At 48.0% G+C, this 16,375-nt stretch carries 13 protein-coding genes and 2 pseudogenes; 10 read left to right on the top strand and 5 right to left on the bottom strand.

The genetic code is table 11. The features are described 5' to 3' along the window. Nucleotides 1-160: 160 nt before the first annotated feature. From VV089_RS16755 to VV089_RS16740, 4 genes are read right to left on the bottom strand one after another with little or no spacing between them, the layout of a single operon-like run. Nucleotides 161-1,915 carry a DUF885 domain-containing protein gene (locus tag VV089_RS16755; RefSeq protein ID WP_334336679.1) on the bottom strand — a complete coding sequence of 585 codons (1,755 nt, stop codon included), beginning with the start codon at nt 1,913-1,915 and terminating at the stop codon, nt 161-163. 38 nt (nt 1,916-1,953) lie between these two features. Next, nucleotides 1,954-3,387 carry a sensor histidine kinase gene (locus VV089_RS16750; protein ID WP_172543219.1) on the bottom strand — a complete coding sequence of 478 codons (1,434 nt, stop codon included), beginning with the start codon at nt 3,385-3,387 and terminating at the stop codon, nt 1,954-1,956. Nucleotides 3,388-3,394: 7 nt separating this feature from the next. Further along, nucleotides 3,395-4,096 (bottom strand): response regulator transcription factor, encoded by a 702-nt coding sequence (locus VV089_RS16745; RefSeq protein ID WP_172543220.1) that lies wholly within the window; start codon nt 4,094-4,096, stop codon nt 3,395-3,397. Between the two features lie 15 nt (nt 4,097-4,111). Further along, nucleotides 4,112-6,490 (bottom strand): endonuclease MutS2, encoded by a 2,379-nt coding sequence (locus tag VV089_RS16740; protein ID WP_334336678.1) that lies wholly within the window; start codon nt 6,488-6,490, stop codon nt 4,112-4,114. A 137-nt stretch (nt 6,491-6,627) separates the two neighbouring features. Between VV089_RS16740 and VV089_RS16735 the strand changes: the two genes are divergently transcribed. From VV089_RS16735 to VV089_RS16690, 10 genes and pseudogenes are all read left to right on the top strand, one after another. Beyond that, the gene (locus VV089_RS16735) at nt 6,628-7,905 is read left to right on the top strand and encodes a S1C family serine protease (protein ID WP_172540315.1); all 1,278 of its coding nucleotides are present in this window, start codon (nt 6,628-6,630) and stop codon (nt 7,903-7,905) included. Nucleotides 7,906-7,963: 58 nt separating this feature from the next. Next, nucleotides 7,964-8,935: a 3'-5' exoribonuclease YhaM family protein gene (locus VV089_RS16730; protein ID WP_172540316.1), complete on the top strand. Its 972-nt coding sequence runs from the start codon at nt 7,964-7,966 to the stop codon at nt 8,933-8,935. 68 nt (nt 8,936-9,003) lie between these two features. Continuing rightward, entirely contained in the window at nt 9,004-10,434 is a 1,431-nt protein-coding gene (rlmD, locus tag VV089_RS16725; protein ID WP_334336677.1) for a 23S rRNA (uracil(1939)-C(5))-methyltransferase RlmD, read from the top strand. Nucleotides 10,435-10,519: 85 nt separating this feature from the next. Then, a pseudogene (locus tag VV089_RS16720) lies at nt 10,520-10,703 on the top strand (hypothetical protein). A gap of 266 nt (nt 10,704-10,969) precedes the next feature. After that, the gene (locus tag VV089_RS16715; RefSeq protein ID WP_334336676.1) at nt 10,970-12,352 is read left to right on the top strand and encodes an RNA-binding domain-containing protein; all 1,383 of its coding nucleotides are present in this window, start codon (nt 10,970-10,972) and stop codon (nt 12,350-12,352) included. A gap of 26 nt (nt 12,353-12,378) precedes the next feature. Continuing rightward, nucleotides 12,379-12,829, top strand: a pseudogene (locus VV089_RS25285) (Mom family adenine methylcarbamoylation protein). 280 nt (nt 12,830-13,109) lie between these two features. Continuing rightward, nucleotides 13,110-13,481 carry an RNA polymerase sigma factor gene (locus VV089_RS16705; RefSeq protein WP_334337592.1) on the top strand — a complete coding sequence of 124 codons (372 nt, stop codon included), beginning with the start codon at nt 13,110-13,112 and terminating at the stop codon, nt 13,479-13,481. 109 nt (nt 13,482-13,590) lie between these two features. Then, entirely contained in the window at nt 13,591-14,148 is a 558-nt protein-coding gene (locus VV089_RS16700; RefSeq protein ID WP_334336675.1) for a hypothetical protein, read from the top strand. A 167-nt stretch (nt 14,149-14,315) separates the two neighbouring features. Then, a complete protein-coding gene (locus VV089_RS16695; protein WP_334336674.1) occupies nt 14,316-15,089 on the top strand; it encodes a sigma-70 domain-containing protein in 774 nt (257 codons plus the stop codon). A 51-nt stretch (nt 15,090-15,140) separates the two neighbouring features. After that, nucleotides 15,141-16,019 (top strand): hypothetical protein, encoded by an 879-nt coding sequence (locus VV089_RS16690; RefSeq protein WP_334336673.1) that lies wholly within the window; start codon nt 15,141-15,143, stop codon nt 16,017-16,019. A 55-nt stretch (nt 16,020-16,074) separates the two neighbouring features. On the opposite strand, the gene VV089_RS16685 is transcribed toward VV089_RS16690, so the two are convergent. Beyond that, the gene (locus VV089_RS16685; RefSeq protein ID WP_160562735.1) at nt 16,075-16,281 is read right to left on the bottom strand and encodes a cold-shock protein; all 207 of its coding nucleotides are present in this window, start codon (nt 16,279-16,281) and stop codon (nt 16,075-16,077) included. Nucleotides 16,282-16,375: the final 94 nt, after the last annotated feature.

Genomic DNA, 16,375 nt, shown 5'->3' with positions numbered 1-16,375 from the left:
GGTCGCTGTCCGGACATCAGAGAGTTAGAGTGTCGATTAGTCAGGTGTTGGATGACATCTATAATGGGAAGTTTCAGCTTCTGAGAAATGGAGACTTACAATACATAAAATAATTCAAATCAAACAGCCGGGAAAGAAAAAATTTCCCGGCTGCCGATTTTTACTGCTCTTCCATCCAGTCCTCCATCCGATCCTCAATAATCTCAAACTGCGCCGGCCCCACATCCAGCAGGAAGGTATGGAATTCCTTTAAATTAAACTTCTCCCCCAGGGTCTCCTCTGCCTTCTCCCGAAGCTCTGTAAACTCCAGATATCCGCCATAATAAGCCAGATAAAGGGCAGGCTCTTCCACCATCATCTCATAGATTTCCTGGCAGGTTTCCTCATCCACACCAAGAAACTCTGTCGTATCCTTAAGATTCCAGCCCCGATAATTGATGCCGATATCCGTCAGGCAGTAAAGGGCAAGGGTATAGGTCTTATTAAGCTCGTTCAGCTTCAGCAGCTTATCATCCAGCCCGGCCAGCCGGTAAGCATAGATTTCCGCATAGGTGCCCCAGCCTTCCGAGTACCCGGAGAAGCCGAAAAGCTTACGGATAGGCGAGGGCTCCTTCCCGTAAAAATAAGTCGTCTGATACAGGTGCCCCGGAAAGCCCTCATGGGCCAGGGTGACAAACTGCTCAATGTCATCGCTGGAATGCTTATTGTTGATATAAATAGCGTTATTTTCCAGATAATCCACAGGAGGAAGGATATAGTAGGCCGGATTCATATACTCTTCCATAGAAGCCGGAACATAATTTACCTTAAAGGGAAGCTCGCCTGAAGCCGGAAAATCCTCGGCGATTCCCTCCTTTAACTGATTGAGAACCGCGTAGGGATCGTCAAGCTCCACCGGGCACTCCATCATAAGGTCAAAATCTTCATCCGCCAGAGACAGCCCCCAGATGGTTTCCATATCGCTCTGCAGCTTTTCCAGGATGAGATCCTCGAATTCCTGCACAGACTTATCGGATCCGGTAGAATCCCGTACAAGAAGCTCGTAGAACTCCCGTCCGTCCTCAAAGTAACAGAGGCCGGCGTCATTTTTGGCAGAGCCTTTCAGTTTTGCCAGCTCTTCCACCAGATAACCGTAGGCCGGAATCAGCGTATTCTGCACCAGATCCGCATTTTCTGCCCGATAACGTTCTTTTTCCTCCTCTGTAAGAAAATCCGTTTCCTCAAGGCGCAGTTGAAAACTGTCAATGAGATAGTGATTTTCCGGATCCTCCATGAACTGCTGGCACTGGTCAATCACCTTGTCCGCCTCAAAATCCGGCATGAAAAATCCGTTGTCCGCCTGCTCCTGCTCAAAGGCCATCAGATCCTTGAAATAGTCCGGAAACAGCCGCAGGGTATCCAGATAATCCGCCACGTCCTGCTTCTTGTAAAATTTGTATTCCGCCAGAAGGGTGGGCAGATAGGACTGTACCCCGTTGGTAGGAGACAGATAGTCATAATAGAGCCGGAACTTTTCTGTCTTCAGATTATCCTCCCCATAGGTCAGCATAATATCATAGATCAGCTTCTGCTCCTCGGTCAGCAGATCGTAGTCAAACTCCTTCAGCTCCTTGAGCATATCCCGGAGATCCCGGTAGGATTCCTCTTCGTATTCCTTGGAAAAGCTGCCGAAAGAAATCTCGTAGTCCTCGATGCCGTAATTCTCGGGGAAGGCCAGCGTCCAGTGGAGATTCAGGATATTTTCCGTAATATCGGAAACAAAAACCTCATTGGTAAAAGCGTCAAAGCGTTCCTGCACCTCTGCCGCTTTTTTCCCGGAATTGCAGCCTGCCAGGGAGGCAGTTATGAGGGAAAGGGCGAGAAGCAAGGCGGCAGAACGCCTGCCAAGGGTGTGTTTGGTAGTCTTTTTCAGCATAGTCTGTGAGCTCCTCCTTTGATAGATATGGTATCGATTTACGCATCCTCCGATTCCGGCACACGGGGCAGAGTAAAGATAAACTCCGTCCCCACGCCCTCAGTGGAGATAGCGTTGATATGTTCCCCGTGGGTGGTGATAATCTCCTTCACAATCGCCAGGCCCAGCCCGGTTCCCCGTTTGTCCTTGCCCCGTGAGGCATCCGTCTTGTAAAACCGCTCCCAGATCTTTTTCATGCTGTCCCGGGGAATTCCGATTCCTTCATCTTTTATGGAGATAAAGACCTTTTCATGGCGCAGAGTAGTTTCAATGGTAATGACCGAGTTGTTGGGACTGAATTTAATGGCATTGTCAATGAGATTGTACATGACCTGCTGAATCTTCCCCATATCTGCGGATACATACTGCTGCTTTGCGTCAAAGAGAAGCTCCAGGGTAATATGGCGCTGCCGGCACTGGCCTTCAAAGGAAGCGATGGTATTCTTAATCACGCCGTTGATGTCAAAATCCGTGATATCCAGACGGTTGCGTTTGGTGTCAAAGGAATTCAGAGCCAGAAGACCACTGGTGAGCTTATTGAGGCGCTCTGTCTCCATAAGAACTGTATTTAAGTACTTTTCCTGCATTTCCGGTGGAATGGTTCCGTCCAGAATGGCTTCCAGATAGCCCTTGATGGAGGTTAAGGGAGAGCGGAAGTCGTGGGAGATATTAGCGACAAATTTTTTTTGGTAATCATCGCTTTCTCCCAGCTCATGGGACATATAGTTCAGCGTGTCCGCCAGCTGTCCCATTTCATCCTCCTCGTTGATCTCAAGGTTATATTTGAAATTCCCCTGGGCATACTGCCGGGCGGCCTCGGTAATTTTCATCAGAGGCCGGTATACGGTAAAGGTAAAGACAGCCAACACCAGAAGGGACAGAAGAAAGACCAGAAGAACCGTTAAATATGTGATGTTCAGAAGCTGATCCCGTTCGCCTTCGATGGAGGCCAAAGGCATGTGAATCAGCACATATCCCCGGGTTCGGAAGTTATAAGTAATAGGTGCGGCAACAGAGAGGGCATCCTCCTCAAAGGTGTCGTAAAAATTGCCGATGATATAGTAGCGGCTGCCCATATCCGTAGGGTCAAAGGCACTCACGCCGGGGGAGGAAGCCTCGGAAAAGACAGCATCAGAATCCACCAGTATGGTGCCGTCAGAATTCAAAAGCCAGATAGAGGCCCCCAGATACGTATCCAGAGCCTGGAACTGGGAGTGGATGGCCCGAAGGGAATCCGCGTCCTGGCTCCTGGAGTAGTAGCTCCGCACAAAATTCGTGGAAATGTAGTTGGCTTCCTTATACAGGCTTTCCGCCTTCTGGGAGGTCAGATGGTTCAGCGTCATCTGGGAGCTGAAGGTGGCGATGATAAAGAAGCTTAGGAAACCGAATACCACATAAGTTAAGATGAATTTTAAATAGAGGGAATGTTTCATAAAGCGTCTATCCTCTGGTTTCAAATTTGTAGCCGATTCCCCACACGGTAGACAGGCTCCAGGAAGGATGATCCTTGATCTTTTCCCGGAGACGCTTGATATGTACGTCTACGGTACGTGTATCACCGATGTATTCATAGCCCCATATATGATCCAGAAGCTGCTCCCTGGTAAATACCTGGTTGGGCGAGGAGGCCAGGAAGTAAAGAAGCTCCAGCTCCTTGGGAGGCATATCCACGGGCACGCCCTTATAGAGAACCGAATAGTTGGTCTGATTGATCACCAGCTCCGGATATTCCACTACCTTGGCTGAGGACTTGGGAGCTTCCTGCTTGGCCGGCTGATAGCGTCTGAGCACAGCCTTCACCCGGGCTACCAGCTCCTTGGAGTCAAAGGGCTTGATAATGTAGTCATCGGCCCCAAGCTCCAGACCCAGCACCTTGTCAAAAACCTCCCCCTTGGCGGAGAGCATAATAATGGGAGTGGCTGATTTTGCCCGGATCTCCCGGCAGACCTGATAGCCGTCAATGCCGGGAAGCATCAGATCCAGCAGGATCAGATTCGGCCCAAAGCTGTCGAATACAAAGAGGGCCTCCTCCCCGTCATGTACCATCATGGTCTCGAAGCATTCCTTCGTCAGATAGAGGGAAATAAGCTCCGCAATATTGGCATCATCATCAACAATGAGAATTTTCTGTTTTGCAACCATAATCCGTCTGTCTCCTTATTTAAATTCCGCAATGGTAACGCCGGCATCTCCTTCTCCGAATTCGCCCAATCGGAATGATTTTACATATTTACAACGCTTCAGATGGGTGTGAACCGCTTTCCGCAGAGCTCCGGTCCCCTTGCCGTGGACAATGCGCACGGAAGGAAGATGGGCCAGGGAAGCGTCGTCCAGATACTTGTCCAGATGGGCCAAAGCCTCGTCCACGGTCATGCCGATGAGATTGATCTCTGTGCTGACGCTGGCAGACTTGCTCATCTTAATCTTGCCGGCGCCGCTCTTGCTGAAGTTCTTCCCGGTGATCACCGGCTCGTCTATGAGCTCCAGATCGGAAAGCTTGACCTGGGAGCGCAGAATACCCATCTGCACGAAGAGATTTCCCTTTGCGTCCGGCAGAGAAGATACGGATCCTTCCAGATTGAGACTGAGCACCCGGACGGAGTCTCCCAGATGCAGCTCCGAGGGCTTTAACTGCTTTTTCGGCGCCTGCTCTTTTTTGAGGGAAAGCTTTTCCTCTGTCTTCTGAATACGCTCCCGGAGACGGGCTCGCTCTGCCTCCATCTCGCTTACGGAGATATTGGACTTGCCGAACTTGTGGAAGTCCTTCATGGTCTGATCCGCATAGTCCTTGGCTTCCTTAAGCACCTTACGGGCCTGCTCATTGGCCTCGCGTAAAATGCGTTCCCTCTGGTCTTCCAGCTTTTCCTGCTTCTTTTCCAGGGCGGCCCTGAGACGGGCGATTTCTTCCTTGTGCAGACGGATCTCTTCCTGCTCCTGGATACTGGTTCTGCGGCTGGCCTCAAGATCCGCCAGCAGATCCTCGAAGCTCTCGCTCTGCTCGCTTAAATGGGTCTTTGCCTCCTCAATCAAAAAGGAGGGAAGCCCCAGCTTAGAAGAAATGGCAAAGGCGTTACTCTTGCCGGGAATTCCAATCAGAAGCCGGTAGGTGGGACTTAAGGTCTCTACATTGAATTCGCAGGAGGCATTTTCCACCCTTGGCGTGGAGAGGGCGTAGACCTTCAGCTCACTGTAGTGGGTGGTGGCCATAGTCCGGATCCCCATCTTGTGCAGATGGGAGAGAATGGAGATGGCAAGGGCTGCTCCTTCCGTGGGATCCGTTCCGGCGCAGAGCTCATCGAAAAGTACCAGTGAATTTAGGGAAGCTTCGTTAAGAATCCGGATAATATTGGTCATATGAGAAGAAAAAGTGCTTAGGGACTGCTCAATGCTCTGCTCATCACCGATATCTGCATATACGTCCTCGAACAGGGCAAGCTCTGAGTGAGGGGCGGCAGGAATCTGCAGCCCTGCCTGTCCCATGAGCGTCAGCAGCCCCACTGTTTTTAAAGATACGGTTTTTCCGCCTGTGTTGGGGCCGGTTACAATGAGTAGATCAAAATCCGCTCCCAGCCGGATGGTCACCGGAACCACCTTCTTCGGATCCAGAAGGGGATGCCGCCCGTCCTTGATATGGATCTGCCCCTTGGTGTTGAACAGGGGCCGGGAGGCCTTCATGCTCTTGGCAAGAGAGGCCTTTGCGAATATAAAATCCAGTTCAGTCAGAAGCTCATAGTCCTGGAGAATGGCTTCCGTAAAAACAGCCGTCTCTTCGCTTAAGCGTTCCAGGACGTGCTCAATCTCTTCCTGCTCTTTTAAATAAAGCTCTCTCAGATCGTTATTAAGTTTTACAACAGCCATAGGCTCTACAAACAGGGTGGAACCGGTGGAGGACTGATCGTGTATCATACCGGGAACCTGGCTCCGGTACTCTGCCCGGACAGGGACACAGTAACGGCCGTTCCTCTGGGTAATCACCGCATCCTGCAGATAGCTGCGCGAGGAGCCGTTGATCAGTCCGGCCAGGGTGGAGTGAATCCGCCCATTGGCTGTCTGAATGCCTTTTCGCACCTGCCGAAGTCCCGGGCTGGCATCGTCGCTTATCTCTTCCTCCGAGAGGATGCACCGCCGTATCTCTGTGGATAAGGGGGTACAGGGTTCCAGAGCGGAAAATAGGGGATCCAGGCTGTCCTGTGTTTCTTCCTCTGTCTCGGCGCTTCTGGCATACCGCTTGGCCCGGCCTGCTGCCTCCAGAAGGCTGCATACCTGCAAAAGCTCTGCAGCATTCAGGGAACCGCCGATCTCCAGTCTTTTGAAGGAAGCTCCCACATCCTTAGCGCCGGAGAAAGAGACGCTTCCCTTCCGGTATAAGCGCTTCAGCGCATCGTCAGTCTCTTCCTGGGCCTGCAGAATCTCGTCGAGACGGTGTCCGGGCGTCAGGGAAAGGCAGCGCCTGCGGCCTCCCTCGCTTCCGGCCAGCAGGGCCAGCTGCTCTATAATTTTGTCATATTCTAAGGTTTTTAATACTTTCTCGTTCATGTATCCTATTTTACCCTACTTTTGCCGGAAAAGAAAGGGCTTTTTCGCAATCGGAAAATCTGGACAGAAAAGGCAAAATGTATTAAAATAGACATTAGTGTACATGGTCAGCAGATTTACAGTAGTGGAGAAATCTTATGGCAGAAGAAAAGAATCGGGAAGAAGAGGAATTTTCCTTTGTGAAGGAGAAGATTAAGCGTCAGCGTTTCTATCAGAATAAGACCTTCCGGAAGGTGGTTTTCCAGCTTATACTGGCGGCTGCGTGCGGTATTACGGCCTGCTTTGTCTTTGTGATTTCCCGTCCCTGGATGGAGGAGCGGTTTCAGAAGGAGGAGCGCCAGGAGATCAGCCTGCCTCGGGATGAGGAAGAGGAAGAGCCTGTGTCCGCGCCTCAGGAGCCGGAACCGCCCCAGGAGCCTGTTATCATTACAGAGTCCGTGGAGCTTGAACTGGAGGATTACAGGAAGCTTTATGGGAAGCTGAAGGGCGTGGCGGACGAGTGCGCCAAGAGCCTGGTTACGGTCACGGCGGCCAGCAACGATATGGACTGGTTCAACGAGACCTATGAGAGCCGCGAGCAGACCAGCGGCATTCTGGTGGGCAACAACGGGGTGGAGCTTCTGGTGCTCACTATTTATTCCCGTGTCCAGTCGGCGGATCAGCTCCAGGTAACGCTGGCCAGCCATACGAGCTTTGACGCAGTTTTGAAAAATTATGATACAGTGACGGATCTGGCCGTGCTCAGCGTGAACCTGGCGGATCTGCCGGAGGGAACCCTGGATCAGCTTCAGATGGCGAACCTGGGCGGCTCCCGTAATATGCGTCCGGGAGAACTGGTGATTGCTGTCGGAAGTCCGGCGGGCGTGTCCGGCTCCGTGCTGTACGGCAATCTGGTATCTGCCGGTTACAGTGTGAGCGTCATCGACGGGGAATATGAGCTGCTTCTTACGGATATGCCGAAGGCCTCCGAGAGCAGCGGCGTCCTTGTGAATCTGGATGGGGAGATTGTGGGCATTATCCAGCAGAGCTGCCAGGGGCCGGGAAGCCGGGATACGCTGACAGCATATGGGATCTCGGATGTGAAGGATGTGATAGAGCACCTTTCCAACAGTCAGGATCTGGTATATATCGGAATCATGGGTGCGGACGTGACCCAGGAGACGGCGGAGGTTCAGTCCCTGCCCACCGGCGTGTATATAACCAGCGTGGAGATGAATTCACCGGCTATGGATGCAGGCCTCCAGCAGGGCGATGTGATTACAGAAATCAACGGGCAGACCATTACGGGGATTTCCGAGATCCAGGAGATGCTCCTGAAGTTTTCCAGGGAACAGGTGATACAGGTGCTTGTGATGCGTCTCGGGAAAGAAGGCTACAAGGAGATTCCCTGCAGCGTGACGCTGGATCAGCTGTGACGGGCCGCAGTCTACGCTCGCGGCTGGTAATGGCAAGAGACTATATGAGGAGGGCGTTATGAAATATATTGAAAACTTTCGGGAGGGCGACCGGATTTCCGGCGTATATCTGTGTAAATACAAGCAGTCGGCTGTGACGAAGAACGGCAAGACTTACGAGAACGTGATTATGCAGGATAAGACGGGCACCATTGATTCCAAGATCTGGGATCCCAATTCCCAGGGAATCGAGGACTTTGAGGTTCTGGACTATGTGGATATTATGGCGGAGGTGACCAGCTTTCAGGGAACCCTGCAGCTTAATATCAAACGGGCCAGGAAGGCAAGGGAAAGCGAATACAAGGCTGCGGATTATCTGCCGGTGAGCGACAAGGATATTGAAGTGATGTACCGGGAGCTTATGGGCTTTGCGGATCAGGTACAGGAGCCCCATCTGAGGGCGCTGCTTCAGGAATTCTTTGTGAAGGACGGGGCATTTGTCAAGGCCTTTAAGTTTCACTCTGCGGCGAAAAGCGTCCATCACAGCTTTGTGGGCGGCCTTCTGGAGCATACCTTGAGCGTGTGCAGGCTTTGCGGTTATTATGTGGAGGCTTATCCGGTGCTGAACCGGGATCTGCTGTTTACGGCTGCTATGTGCCACGATATCGGCAAGGTCTACGAGCTGTCGGATTTTCCGGAAAATGATTACACCGATGAGGGACAGCTTCTGGGACATATCTCTATGGGAAGCGAGATGGTGGGGGAATGCGCCCGGCGGATCCCTGGATTTCCCCGGCGGCTTGAGAATGAGCTGAAGCATTGTATTCTTGCCCATCATGGAGAGCTGGAGTATGGTTCGCCCAAGAAGCCGGCGCTGATTGAGGCGGTAGCTTTGAATATGGCGGATAATACGGATGCCAAGATGGAGACTTTGAAGGAGATCTTTAAGTCGGCAGGGGCAAGCCAGGAGTGGCTGGGCTATAACCGGCTGTTTGAGTCCAATATCCGAAGAAGCTCTCCGTCCGGCCCTCAGCCAGGCGAGCAGCAGTGAACCGGGAAAGGCAGCGGTGAAGCAGGGCTGCAGGCCGCTGGTTGAACAGGAACGGATTGGAGTGCAGGATGAAGAAAAATGATTTGCTTACTTTAAAAATAGAAGGAATGGGAAACGAAGGGGAAGGCATCGGAAAGGCGGATGGCTTTCCTTTGTTTATTAAGGATGCGCTGCCGGGGGATGTGATCCGGGCGAAGGCTTTGAAGGTGAAAAAGACCTACGGCTATGGACGGCTGATGGAGATTGTGACGGCTTCTTTGGATCGGACAGAACCCCCTTGTCCGGTGCACCGATCCTGCGGCGGCTGCCAGATTCAGGCTCTTTCCTATGAGAAGCAGCTGGAGTACAAACGAGAAAAGGTGCAGAACCAGCTGATACGCCTTGGCGGCTTTTCCGCCCCTGAGGTGCTTCCGGTTCTGGGGATGGATGAGCCCTTCCGTTATCGGAATAAGGCGCAGTTTCCCTTTGGCCGGGATCGGGAGGGAAGGGTTGTGACCGGATTTTATGCCGGCAGGACGCATCATATTGTGCCCAATAGGGACTGCCTTCTTGGGGTGGCGGAGAATCAGGAGATTCTGGAGATTCTTGTGGACTTTATGGAACAGGAAGGGATTGCCCCTTATGAGGAGGCTTCCGGAGAGGGCCTTGTGCGGCATGTGCTCATCCGTAAGGGCTTTGCTACGGGAGAACTGATGGTGTGCCTGGTGCTCAACGGCGATGTGCTGCCGGGGGCCGGGGAGCTGGCGGATCGGCTGTTTCAGATTCCGGGGATGACGAGTTTTACATTGAATGTTAACACGAAAAACACCAATGTGATTCTGGGCGATAAGCTGATTCCGGTACGGGGGCAGGCTTATATTACGGATCGGATTGGCGATGTACAGTACCGTATTTCGCCCTTGTCCTTTTACCAGGTGAATCCGGTACAGACGAAGCGGCTTTATGAGACGGCTCTTAGCTATGCAGGACTGACGGGGACGGAGGTCGTGTGGGATTTGTACTGCGGTATTGGGACGATTTCCTTATTTCTGGCACAGAAGGCGGGAAGAGTGTACGGGGTGGAGGTGGTTCCCCAGGCGGTGGAGGATGCCAGGGAGAACGCTGCGCTGAATGGCTTGTCCAATGTGGAGTTTTATCTGGGGAAAGCGGAGGAGGTTCTGCCCCGGCAGTATGAGGAAAAGGGAATCCGGGCGGATGTCATTGTGGTGGATCCCCCCAGGAAGGGCTGCGGCCGGGCCTGTCTTGACACGATGCTTTCCATGGCGCCGGAACGGATTGTCTATGTGAGCTGCGATTCGGCTACGATGGCAAGGGATCTGAAGCTTCTTTGCGAGGGTGGTTATGAGCTGAAGAAGGTGCAGCCGGTGGATATGTTTCCGCATACGGCTGGGATAGAGACTGTGTGTCTCTTGAGCAACCGAAAATCTAAGCCCGATTCTTACGTAGACTTAAGCGTCAATATGGAAGATTACCATAGAATTAAGAACGAAGAAAAATAAACCATAATAAACCGAACTTACAGAAGAACTGTTAGCACGATGAAGTGTTGGCAGTTCTTTTTTTCGTGTAAGGGAGGTGGTGCCGTTGGGTTATGGAACACAATTTGAGATTGATGGTAAGCAGGTGTCTTTTAAGGCATCTGCTGCCATTCCGAGAATTTACCGTATGAAGTTCCAGAGGGATAGTGCTTCCACGGCTCATTGAACTTTGGGGATTGAATGTGCAGACCGATGTGGAAGCTAAAAAAACTTCGTCAGACAGACCGTGAAATGACAACTCCCTTATTCCTGTTAAGGTGCGTACAGTTAGGCTTGTCGATGACAGATTTGGAGCTGTTGTCGATAGGCCTTATTAATGATATGTATGCGGAAAGCAGAAACGATGACTGCAAGTACGCACAGCTTGCGACACAGGAAGATTTTGATAGGTTCTAAGAATAATTTTTTGAGAAATGCATAAAATATTCCCAACTTTATTCCCAACGTGTTATAATGTTTTCGTTGGGATTATAAGTTGGGAAAAGGATGATGATTTATGAATATTGAAAAATTAGTTTTAGACTTATGTGCATATGACGATGAACAGGAATGGTTTGAATTTAAAGAAAATTGGTTTCAGCCAGAAGTGCTGGGTGAATATATATCAGCATTGTCAAACGCAGCGGCATTTCATTATAAACAACAAGCATATTTTGTATGGGGTGTAAATGATGAAACCCATGAGATTGTGGGTACGACATTTAATCAGTATTGTGATCATAATAAAGAGCCATATCAAAATTTCTTGGCGAGAAATTTGTCACCAAGTATCAACTTTTTGTTCGAGGAAGAAATCATTGATGGTAAAAGAGTTGTTGTTCTGGTAATTCCTGCTGCCGAGGAGATTCCGACGGCTTTTAAAGAAAAGCGATATATCCGTATAGGCTCTTCTAAAGCAAACTTAAAAGATTACCCGAAGAGGGAGATTCAGTTATTTAAGATTTTGGATGGAAGAGTGGAGACGATTGAGACATTACCGGCAAAATATCAGGAACTGACATTCTCTAAATTGTTTGGATATTATGGTTCAAAAGGAATCGTATTAAATGAAAGAACCTTTGAGAAGAATCTTGGGTTAAGAAATAAGGATGGAGAATATAATCTGTTGGCACAGTTGCTTTCAGATAATTCACATTTTCCATTAAGAGTATCAATTTTTGAAGGAGAAACGAAAGGTTCCAATTTGTTTGCGGTAAGAGAATTTGGTAATAATTGTTTGCTCTATACTTTGGACGAGGTATTAAGATACGCAGATGTATTAAATTTGATTCAGACAGATGAAAGTGAGCGCATAGTGGAACGTCCGGAAACACCGTTGTTTGATAATAAGGCTTTTAGAGAAGCAATTATAAATGCTATTTTACACAATCTGTGGATTAGTGGAAATGAACCGATGATTTCTGTATTCTCAAACAGAATTGAAATCTTATCGAGAGGAACATTGGCACCGGCACAGACTATGGAAGGATTTTTCTTGGGAGAATCCATTCCAGTAAATGAAAAGCTATCAGAAATCTTTTTGCAGTTGCATATCAGTGAGAAATCTGGTCGAGGAGTGCCTAAGATTATTGAAACTTACGGAAAGGAAGCATTTACTTTTAGAGAAAATTCAATCGTTGTAACAATCCCACTTCAGAAGATTAAAAAAGTTGGGAAAAAAGTTGGGGATAAAGTTGGGAATAAAAAAGGATTAAACTCAAGAAGACAAAGAATTATAACAGAAATGAGAGATAATCCTAATATTACTACCAGCGAATTGCATCAGATACTGGGGATTAGCGAAACGGCAGTAGAAAATAATCTGACATTCTTGAAAGAAAATGGATATGTAGAAAGAGTTGGTTCTAAAAAGACTGGTTATTGGAAAGTGCTTGAATAAGCTGTTACAAATTATATAAAAATGAGATGAAGCATCTATCAGAAATGATAGGTGCTTTTATTATGCAAGGAAGTGAGGAAATGTATCGGTTCAATATAAAAGAGATTTCAAAAGAAGATGCCCTGAAAATGATTCAGAAATACCATTATTCCAATACTCTTCCGAAAATAAATAAATATTTTCTGGGAGTCTTTCTGGAGAAAGAACTGGTTGGTGTGGCCACGCTTGGATGGGGTACAAGGCCACGACACACCATACAGAGAATTAAAAGATTATCTGGAGATTGGACGAATGTGTATGACGGAAGAGATGCCACGAAACAGTGAATCCCAGATGTTATCACAACTTGTGAAATGGATTCAAAGGAATATTCCGGAATTGAAGGTATTATTTACCTGGGCAGATGGAATGGTTGGCAAGGTTGGATATGTGTATCAGGCCTCTAATTTTATTTATGCCGGATGGACAGAAGGATAGCCTTTATTAGAAAAGGGGTACAAGGGTGTATTTGAGAGCCTGCCGGAAGAAAAACAGTCGATACTTATCGGGCGAAAAGCTGATTTCGCAGAGAGAGCAGGGATAGACGTGTAAAAGAATGTTTTTATAAAAGAAATGGATAAAGAGATGGATTCCATAGCCAGTTATGCACATTTCCATGATGCAGATTTGAAAAATTTAATGAAGCTTTGATCATTTGAGCGGAATGGAGCGTTATTATATATACGAACCTTTCAAAGAAAGTTGATAATGTGTGAATATGGAAGAAATATATTCTGATGATGCGTTGGTAGAGCAGATAAGGATCGGAGACGAAAAAGCGGCTGAGGAATTGATAAGACGTTATTATACATCTGTTTTACGTTATTGTAAAAGACAATGTTTCAATCTGGAGAAAGCGGAAGATTTAACGCAGGAAACTTTTTTGAAACTGTTTAAAAATTTGTCTGGATATAAAGAAAAAGGGAAATTTAAGGCATATTTATATACAATAGCAAATCATTTATGCATTGATGAAAGCCGGAAAATGAAAGATTGTTCCTTAGAAAATGAAGAAGAAATCAGAGATGAATGTGATGAGCTGCGCCGGATAGAGGATAAGTCAGAGATAGGTTATCTGCTATGTGGATGATTTCTATTATCGCTGTTAACACAGACACAAGATTGATGATGAGCATTTTTGTAATTTTCAACCGTCTCTTAATCAGAATGATTTTAACCATGAAGTGGAGCAAGTGATTTTGGATATGGTAAACCACGAGAACTTCCGTCAATTTGTTATGGACAAGGTTAATACAAAAGTTGATGTAAGTGCTCTGGAAGAAGAAAGAGAGAGGATACGAAAACTGCTCAGACAGGTAGTGGGGGCAAAAGCAAAGCTTACTGACATGCCTGATAAATTGGATGTGATGGATAAGCATTATGACCAAAAATATCAAGACATGCACGACAGACTGGATAATCTGTACGATAAGATTTCCGAGTATGAAGACAGTATTGCAGATATCACAGCAAAGATTGAGGCAGTGTACGGGAACCAGATTACAGGAAAACAGATATATGACATTCTGGTACATTTTGAAATGATGTACTATAAAATGACGGACCTTGAAAAGAAAGAATTTATGAAAGACTTCATAAACAGTATTGAACTTTATCCGGAAAAGATGGATAATGGAAGCATCGTGAAGCAGATAAACTTCAAGTTCGGTGTTTGTTATGAAGGGCAAGATGGATATTCGGCTGCTCAACGAAAAAACAGAGTCGAGTGCTGTTGTTTATTAAAAAGGAAAGAGTGATAAGATAAAAGAGATGCTGCTGTGTTGGTAATTGAGCTAAATTCTGTTGCTGCGGCTGACAAGTAGTGTTATACTTAAATCCGGATTTACGATTTTGTAGAAGGGCCGGCAGAAAAACACGCTTTTTAAAATAAGAAATAACTCATCAAAAATCAAAGGAGGCACCCATGAATCGGGAAGAATTTCAGCAAAAGCTTACAGAACTTGGAAAACTGGCCGGGGAGAACGGGAATCGTCTGACCGTAGACCAGGTGCGGAATTTTTTTATTTCAATGGAGCTTTCAGAAGAGCAGTATGAATTAATCTTCGCATATCTGGCTTCCCGCCAGGTCGTTGTGGAAGGCTATATGCCGGCACAAAAAGGGAAGGAGGAAAAGCCGAAAACCGATCTTCCTTTGTCCGGTGAGGAGAAAAGCTTTTTAAAAAGCTATCAGGCAGAGCTTGAACGCCTGGAGCTCTTAGAGGAAGCAGAGCTTCTAAAGCTGTGCAGCCAGATAGAGGAGACCGGAGACGGATTTGCCAAGGCAAAGCTTACAGAACAGCTTTTGCCGGAGGTGCTGCGCCTGGCACATGACTTCCGCGGCCGGGAGCTCCTTCTTGGAGATCTGGTTCAGGAGGGCAATATCGGATTGATGCTGGCGTTGGAAACTCTGGGAATGCGGGAACCGGGAAGTTCGCCTCTTGAGTACCTGCGGCAGGAGATTTGCCAGGCCATGGCCCAGGCCCTGGAGGACGATAGGGCAGAAAAAGAGGCCGGAAGCCTTATTGCAGAGCGCTTGAATCATCTGAGGGATGAGATTAAGAAGCTGACAGATGAATTGGAACGCAAGGTTTCCGTGGAAGAACTGGCGCTGTATATGGATATGCCGGTGGAAGAGGTAGAGGATCTGCTGAAGCTTGCCGGTGAGACATCCTATGAGGAAACAGAAAAGGAGACTTAAAGATAGAATTAAAGGAAGTTAGGATATTTTGAGAAAGGGGTTGGAATACGAATGAAGCGGTTTGTAAGTATCATGGTAATTATCACCTTACTGCTTTCCGGTTGTTCGCAAAAAAAGGAAGTAGAGATGAAGGAAGAGAGCTACACCACAGATGGAGGGGAACAGGGGTGGATGTACCTGCCGGACGCCGCCATAGATAATCCGGAGGAAAAACGTCCCTTGGTTCTTGTAACCTGCGCTTTTAGAAGTCATCCGGAGGAAAAGCTTCAGCAGTCCGGATGGATAAAACAAGCCCAGGAGGCAGGCCTGCTTCTTCTGGTTCCAAAGTATAAAACTACGGAAAGCTACAGCCAGACAGAACGTGTGATGGAGATTTTGAATTATGCTATCGAGCATTATCCGGTAGACACCACCCGTATCTATGCTTCGGGCTTTTCCAATGGAGGAGGGGTGGTAGGAGCGCTGACGAATGACTACCCGGGAATCTTTGCCGGAATCTCCTTTATGAGCTGGATGATGCCGATCAAGCATTTGAGCTCCCCCTATGAAATGCCTTTCCAGATCATACAGGGAAGTGAAGATTTGACACTGGAAATGGACTCTGGCTCCATGCGTGTCATTGACGATGAAGTGTGGGGAATTGAGTCCTTAATGAGATTTAACGGACTTCTGGAATCCGGAGAGGCCAAGGACTTTGATAAGACAGAATATTGGGGCTATGAACCGGATGAGGTGGAGACATCCGTTATCGAGGAAATCACCTGGACGTTCAGCAACTATTATAAGGAAGACCATACGGCACCCCTTGGCCAGCTGGTGCTGATAGAGGGAGGAAAGCATGAACTGACAGAACAGAAGGCATTTGTAGCCTGGGACTTCCTGCGGCATTACGCCAGAGGAGAAAATGGAGCCTTGATAGAGGTAGAATAGAACAAAAAGATATCCCGGCAGTCCTTACGGATTGCCGGGATATCTTTTTTGACGTCTACGCAACAACAACTACATTGGTTGCCTGAGGTCCGCGATTCCCCTCGGTGATATCGAAGGTTACGGACTGTCCTTCTTCCAGTGTTTTGAATCCTTCGGCAACAATACCGGAGAAATGTACGAATACGTCCTCGCCAGTTTCGGAATTGGTAATGAAACCATATCCCTTTGTGCCGTTGAACCATTTTACTGTACCTTTGTTCATTAAAAGTTACCTCCTAACTTAAGTACTATTCCGCATATCTTCTCCGAGATAAAAAAAACATGTTCTGTAAGCATCATGCATAGAATGATGACCT

The sequence above is a fragment of the Candidatus Merdisoma sp. JLR.KK011 genome, assembly GCF_036941125.1.
In the GTDB taxonomy this organism is placed as follows: Bacteria; Bacillota; Clostridia; order Lachnospirales; family Lachnospiraceae; genus Laedolimicola.
This window is presented reverse-complemented; position numbering and strand designations above follow the sequence as displayed.

What these genes read in the sequence shown, in the direction of transcription:
- VV089_RS16755 (WP_334336679.1), bottom strand. Translation starts at nt 1,915, where the DNA reads ATGCTGAAAAAGACTACCAAACACACCCTTGGCAGGCGTTCTGCCGCC.
- VV089_RS16750 (WP_172543219.1), bottom strand. Translation starts at nt 3,387, where the DNA reads ATGAAACATTCCCTCTATTTAAAATTCATCTTAACTTATGTGGTATTC.
- VV089_RS16745 (WP_172543220.1), bottom strand. Translation starts at nt 4,096, where the DNA reads ATGGTTGCAAAACAGAAAATTCTCATTGTTGATGATGATGCCAATATT.
- VV089_RS16740 (WP_334336678.1), bottom strand. Translation starts at nt 6,490, where the DNA reads ATGAACGAGAAAGTATTAAAAACCTTAGAATATGACAAAATTATAGAG.
- VV089_RS16735 (WP_172540315.1), top strand. Translation starts at nt 6,628, where the DNA reads ATGGCAGAAGAAAAGAATCGGGAAGAAGAGGAATTTTCCTTTGTGAAG.
- VV089_RS16730 (WP_172540316.1), top strand. Translation starts at nt 7,964, where the DNA reads ATGAAATATATTGAAAACTTTCGGGAGGGCGACCGGATTTCCGGCGTA.
- rlmD (WP_334336677.1), top strand. Translation starts at nt 9,004, where the DNA reads ATGAAGAAAAATGATTTGCTTACTTTAAAAATAGAAGGAATGGGAAAC.
- VV089_RS16715 (WP_334336676.1), top strand. Translation starts at nt 10,970, where the DNA reads ATGAATATTGAAAAATTAGTTTTAGACTTATGTGCATATGACGATGAA.
- VV089_RS16705 (WP_334337592.1), top strand. Translation starts at nt 13,110, where the DNA reads ATGGAAGAAATATATTCTGATGATGCGTTGGTAGAGCAGATAAGGATC.
- VV089_RS16695 (WP_334336674.1), top strand. Translation starts at nt 14,316, where the DNA reads ATGAATCGGGAAGAATTTCAGCAAAAGCTTACAGAACTTGGAAAACTG.
- VV089_RS16690 (WP_334336673.1), top strand. Translation starts at nt 15,141, where the DNA reads ATGAAGCGGTTTGTAAGTATCATGGTAATTATCACCTTACTGCTTTCC.
- VV089_RS16685 (WP_160562735.1), bottom strand. Translation starts at nt 16,281, where the DNA reads ATGAACAAAGGTACAGTAAAATGGTTCAACGGCACAAAGGGATATGGT.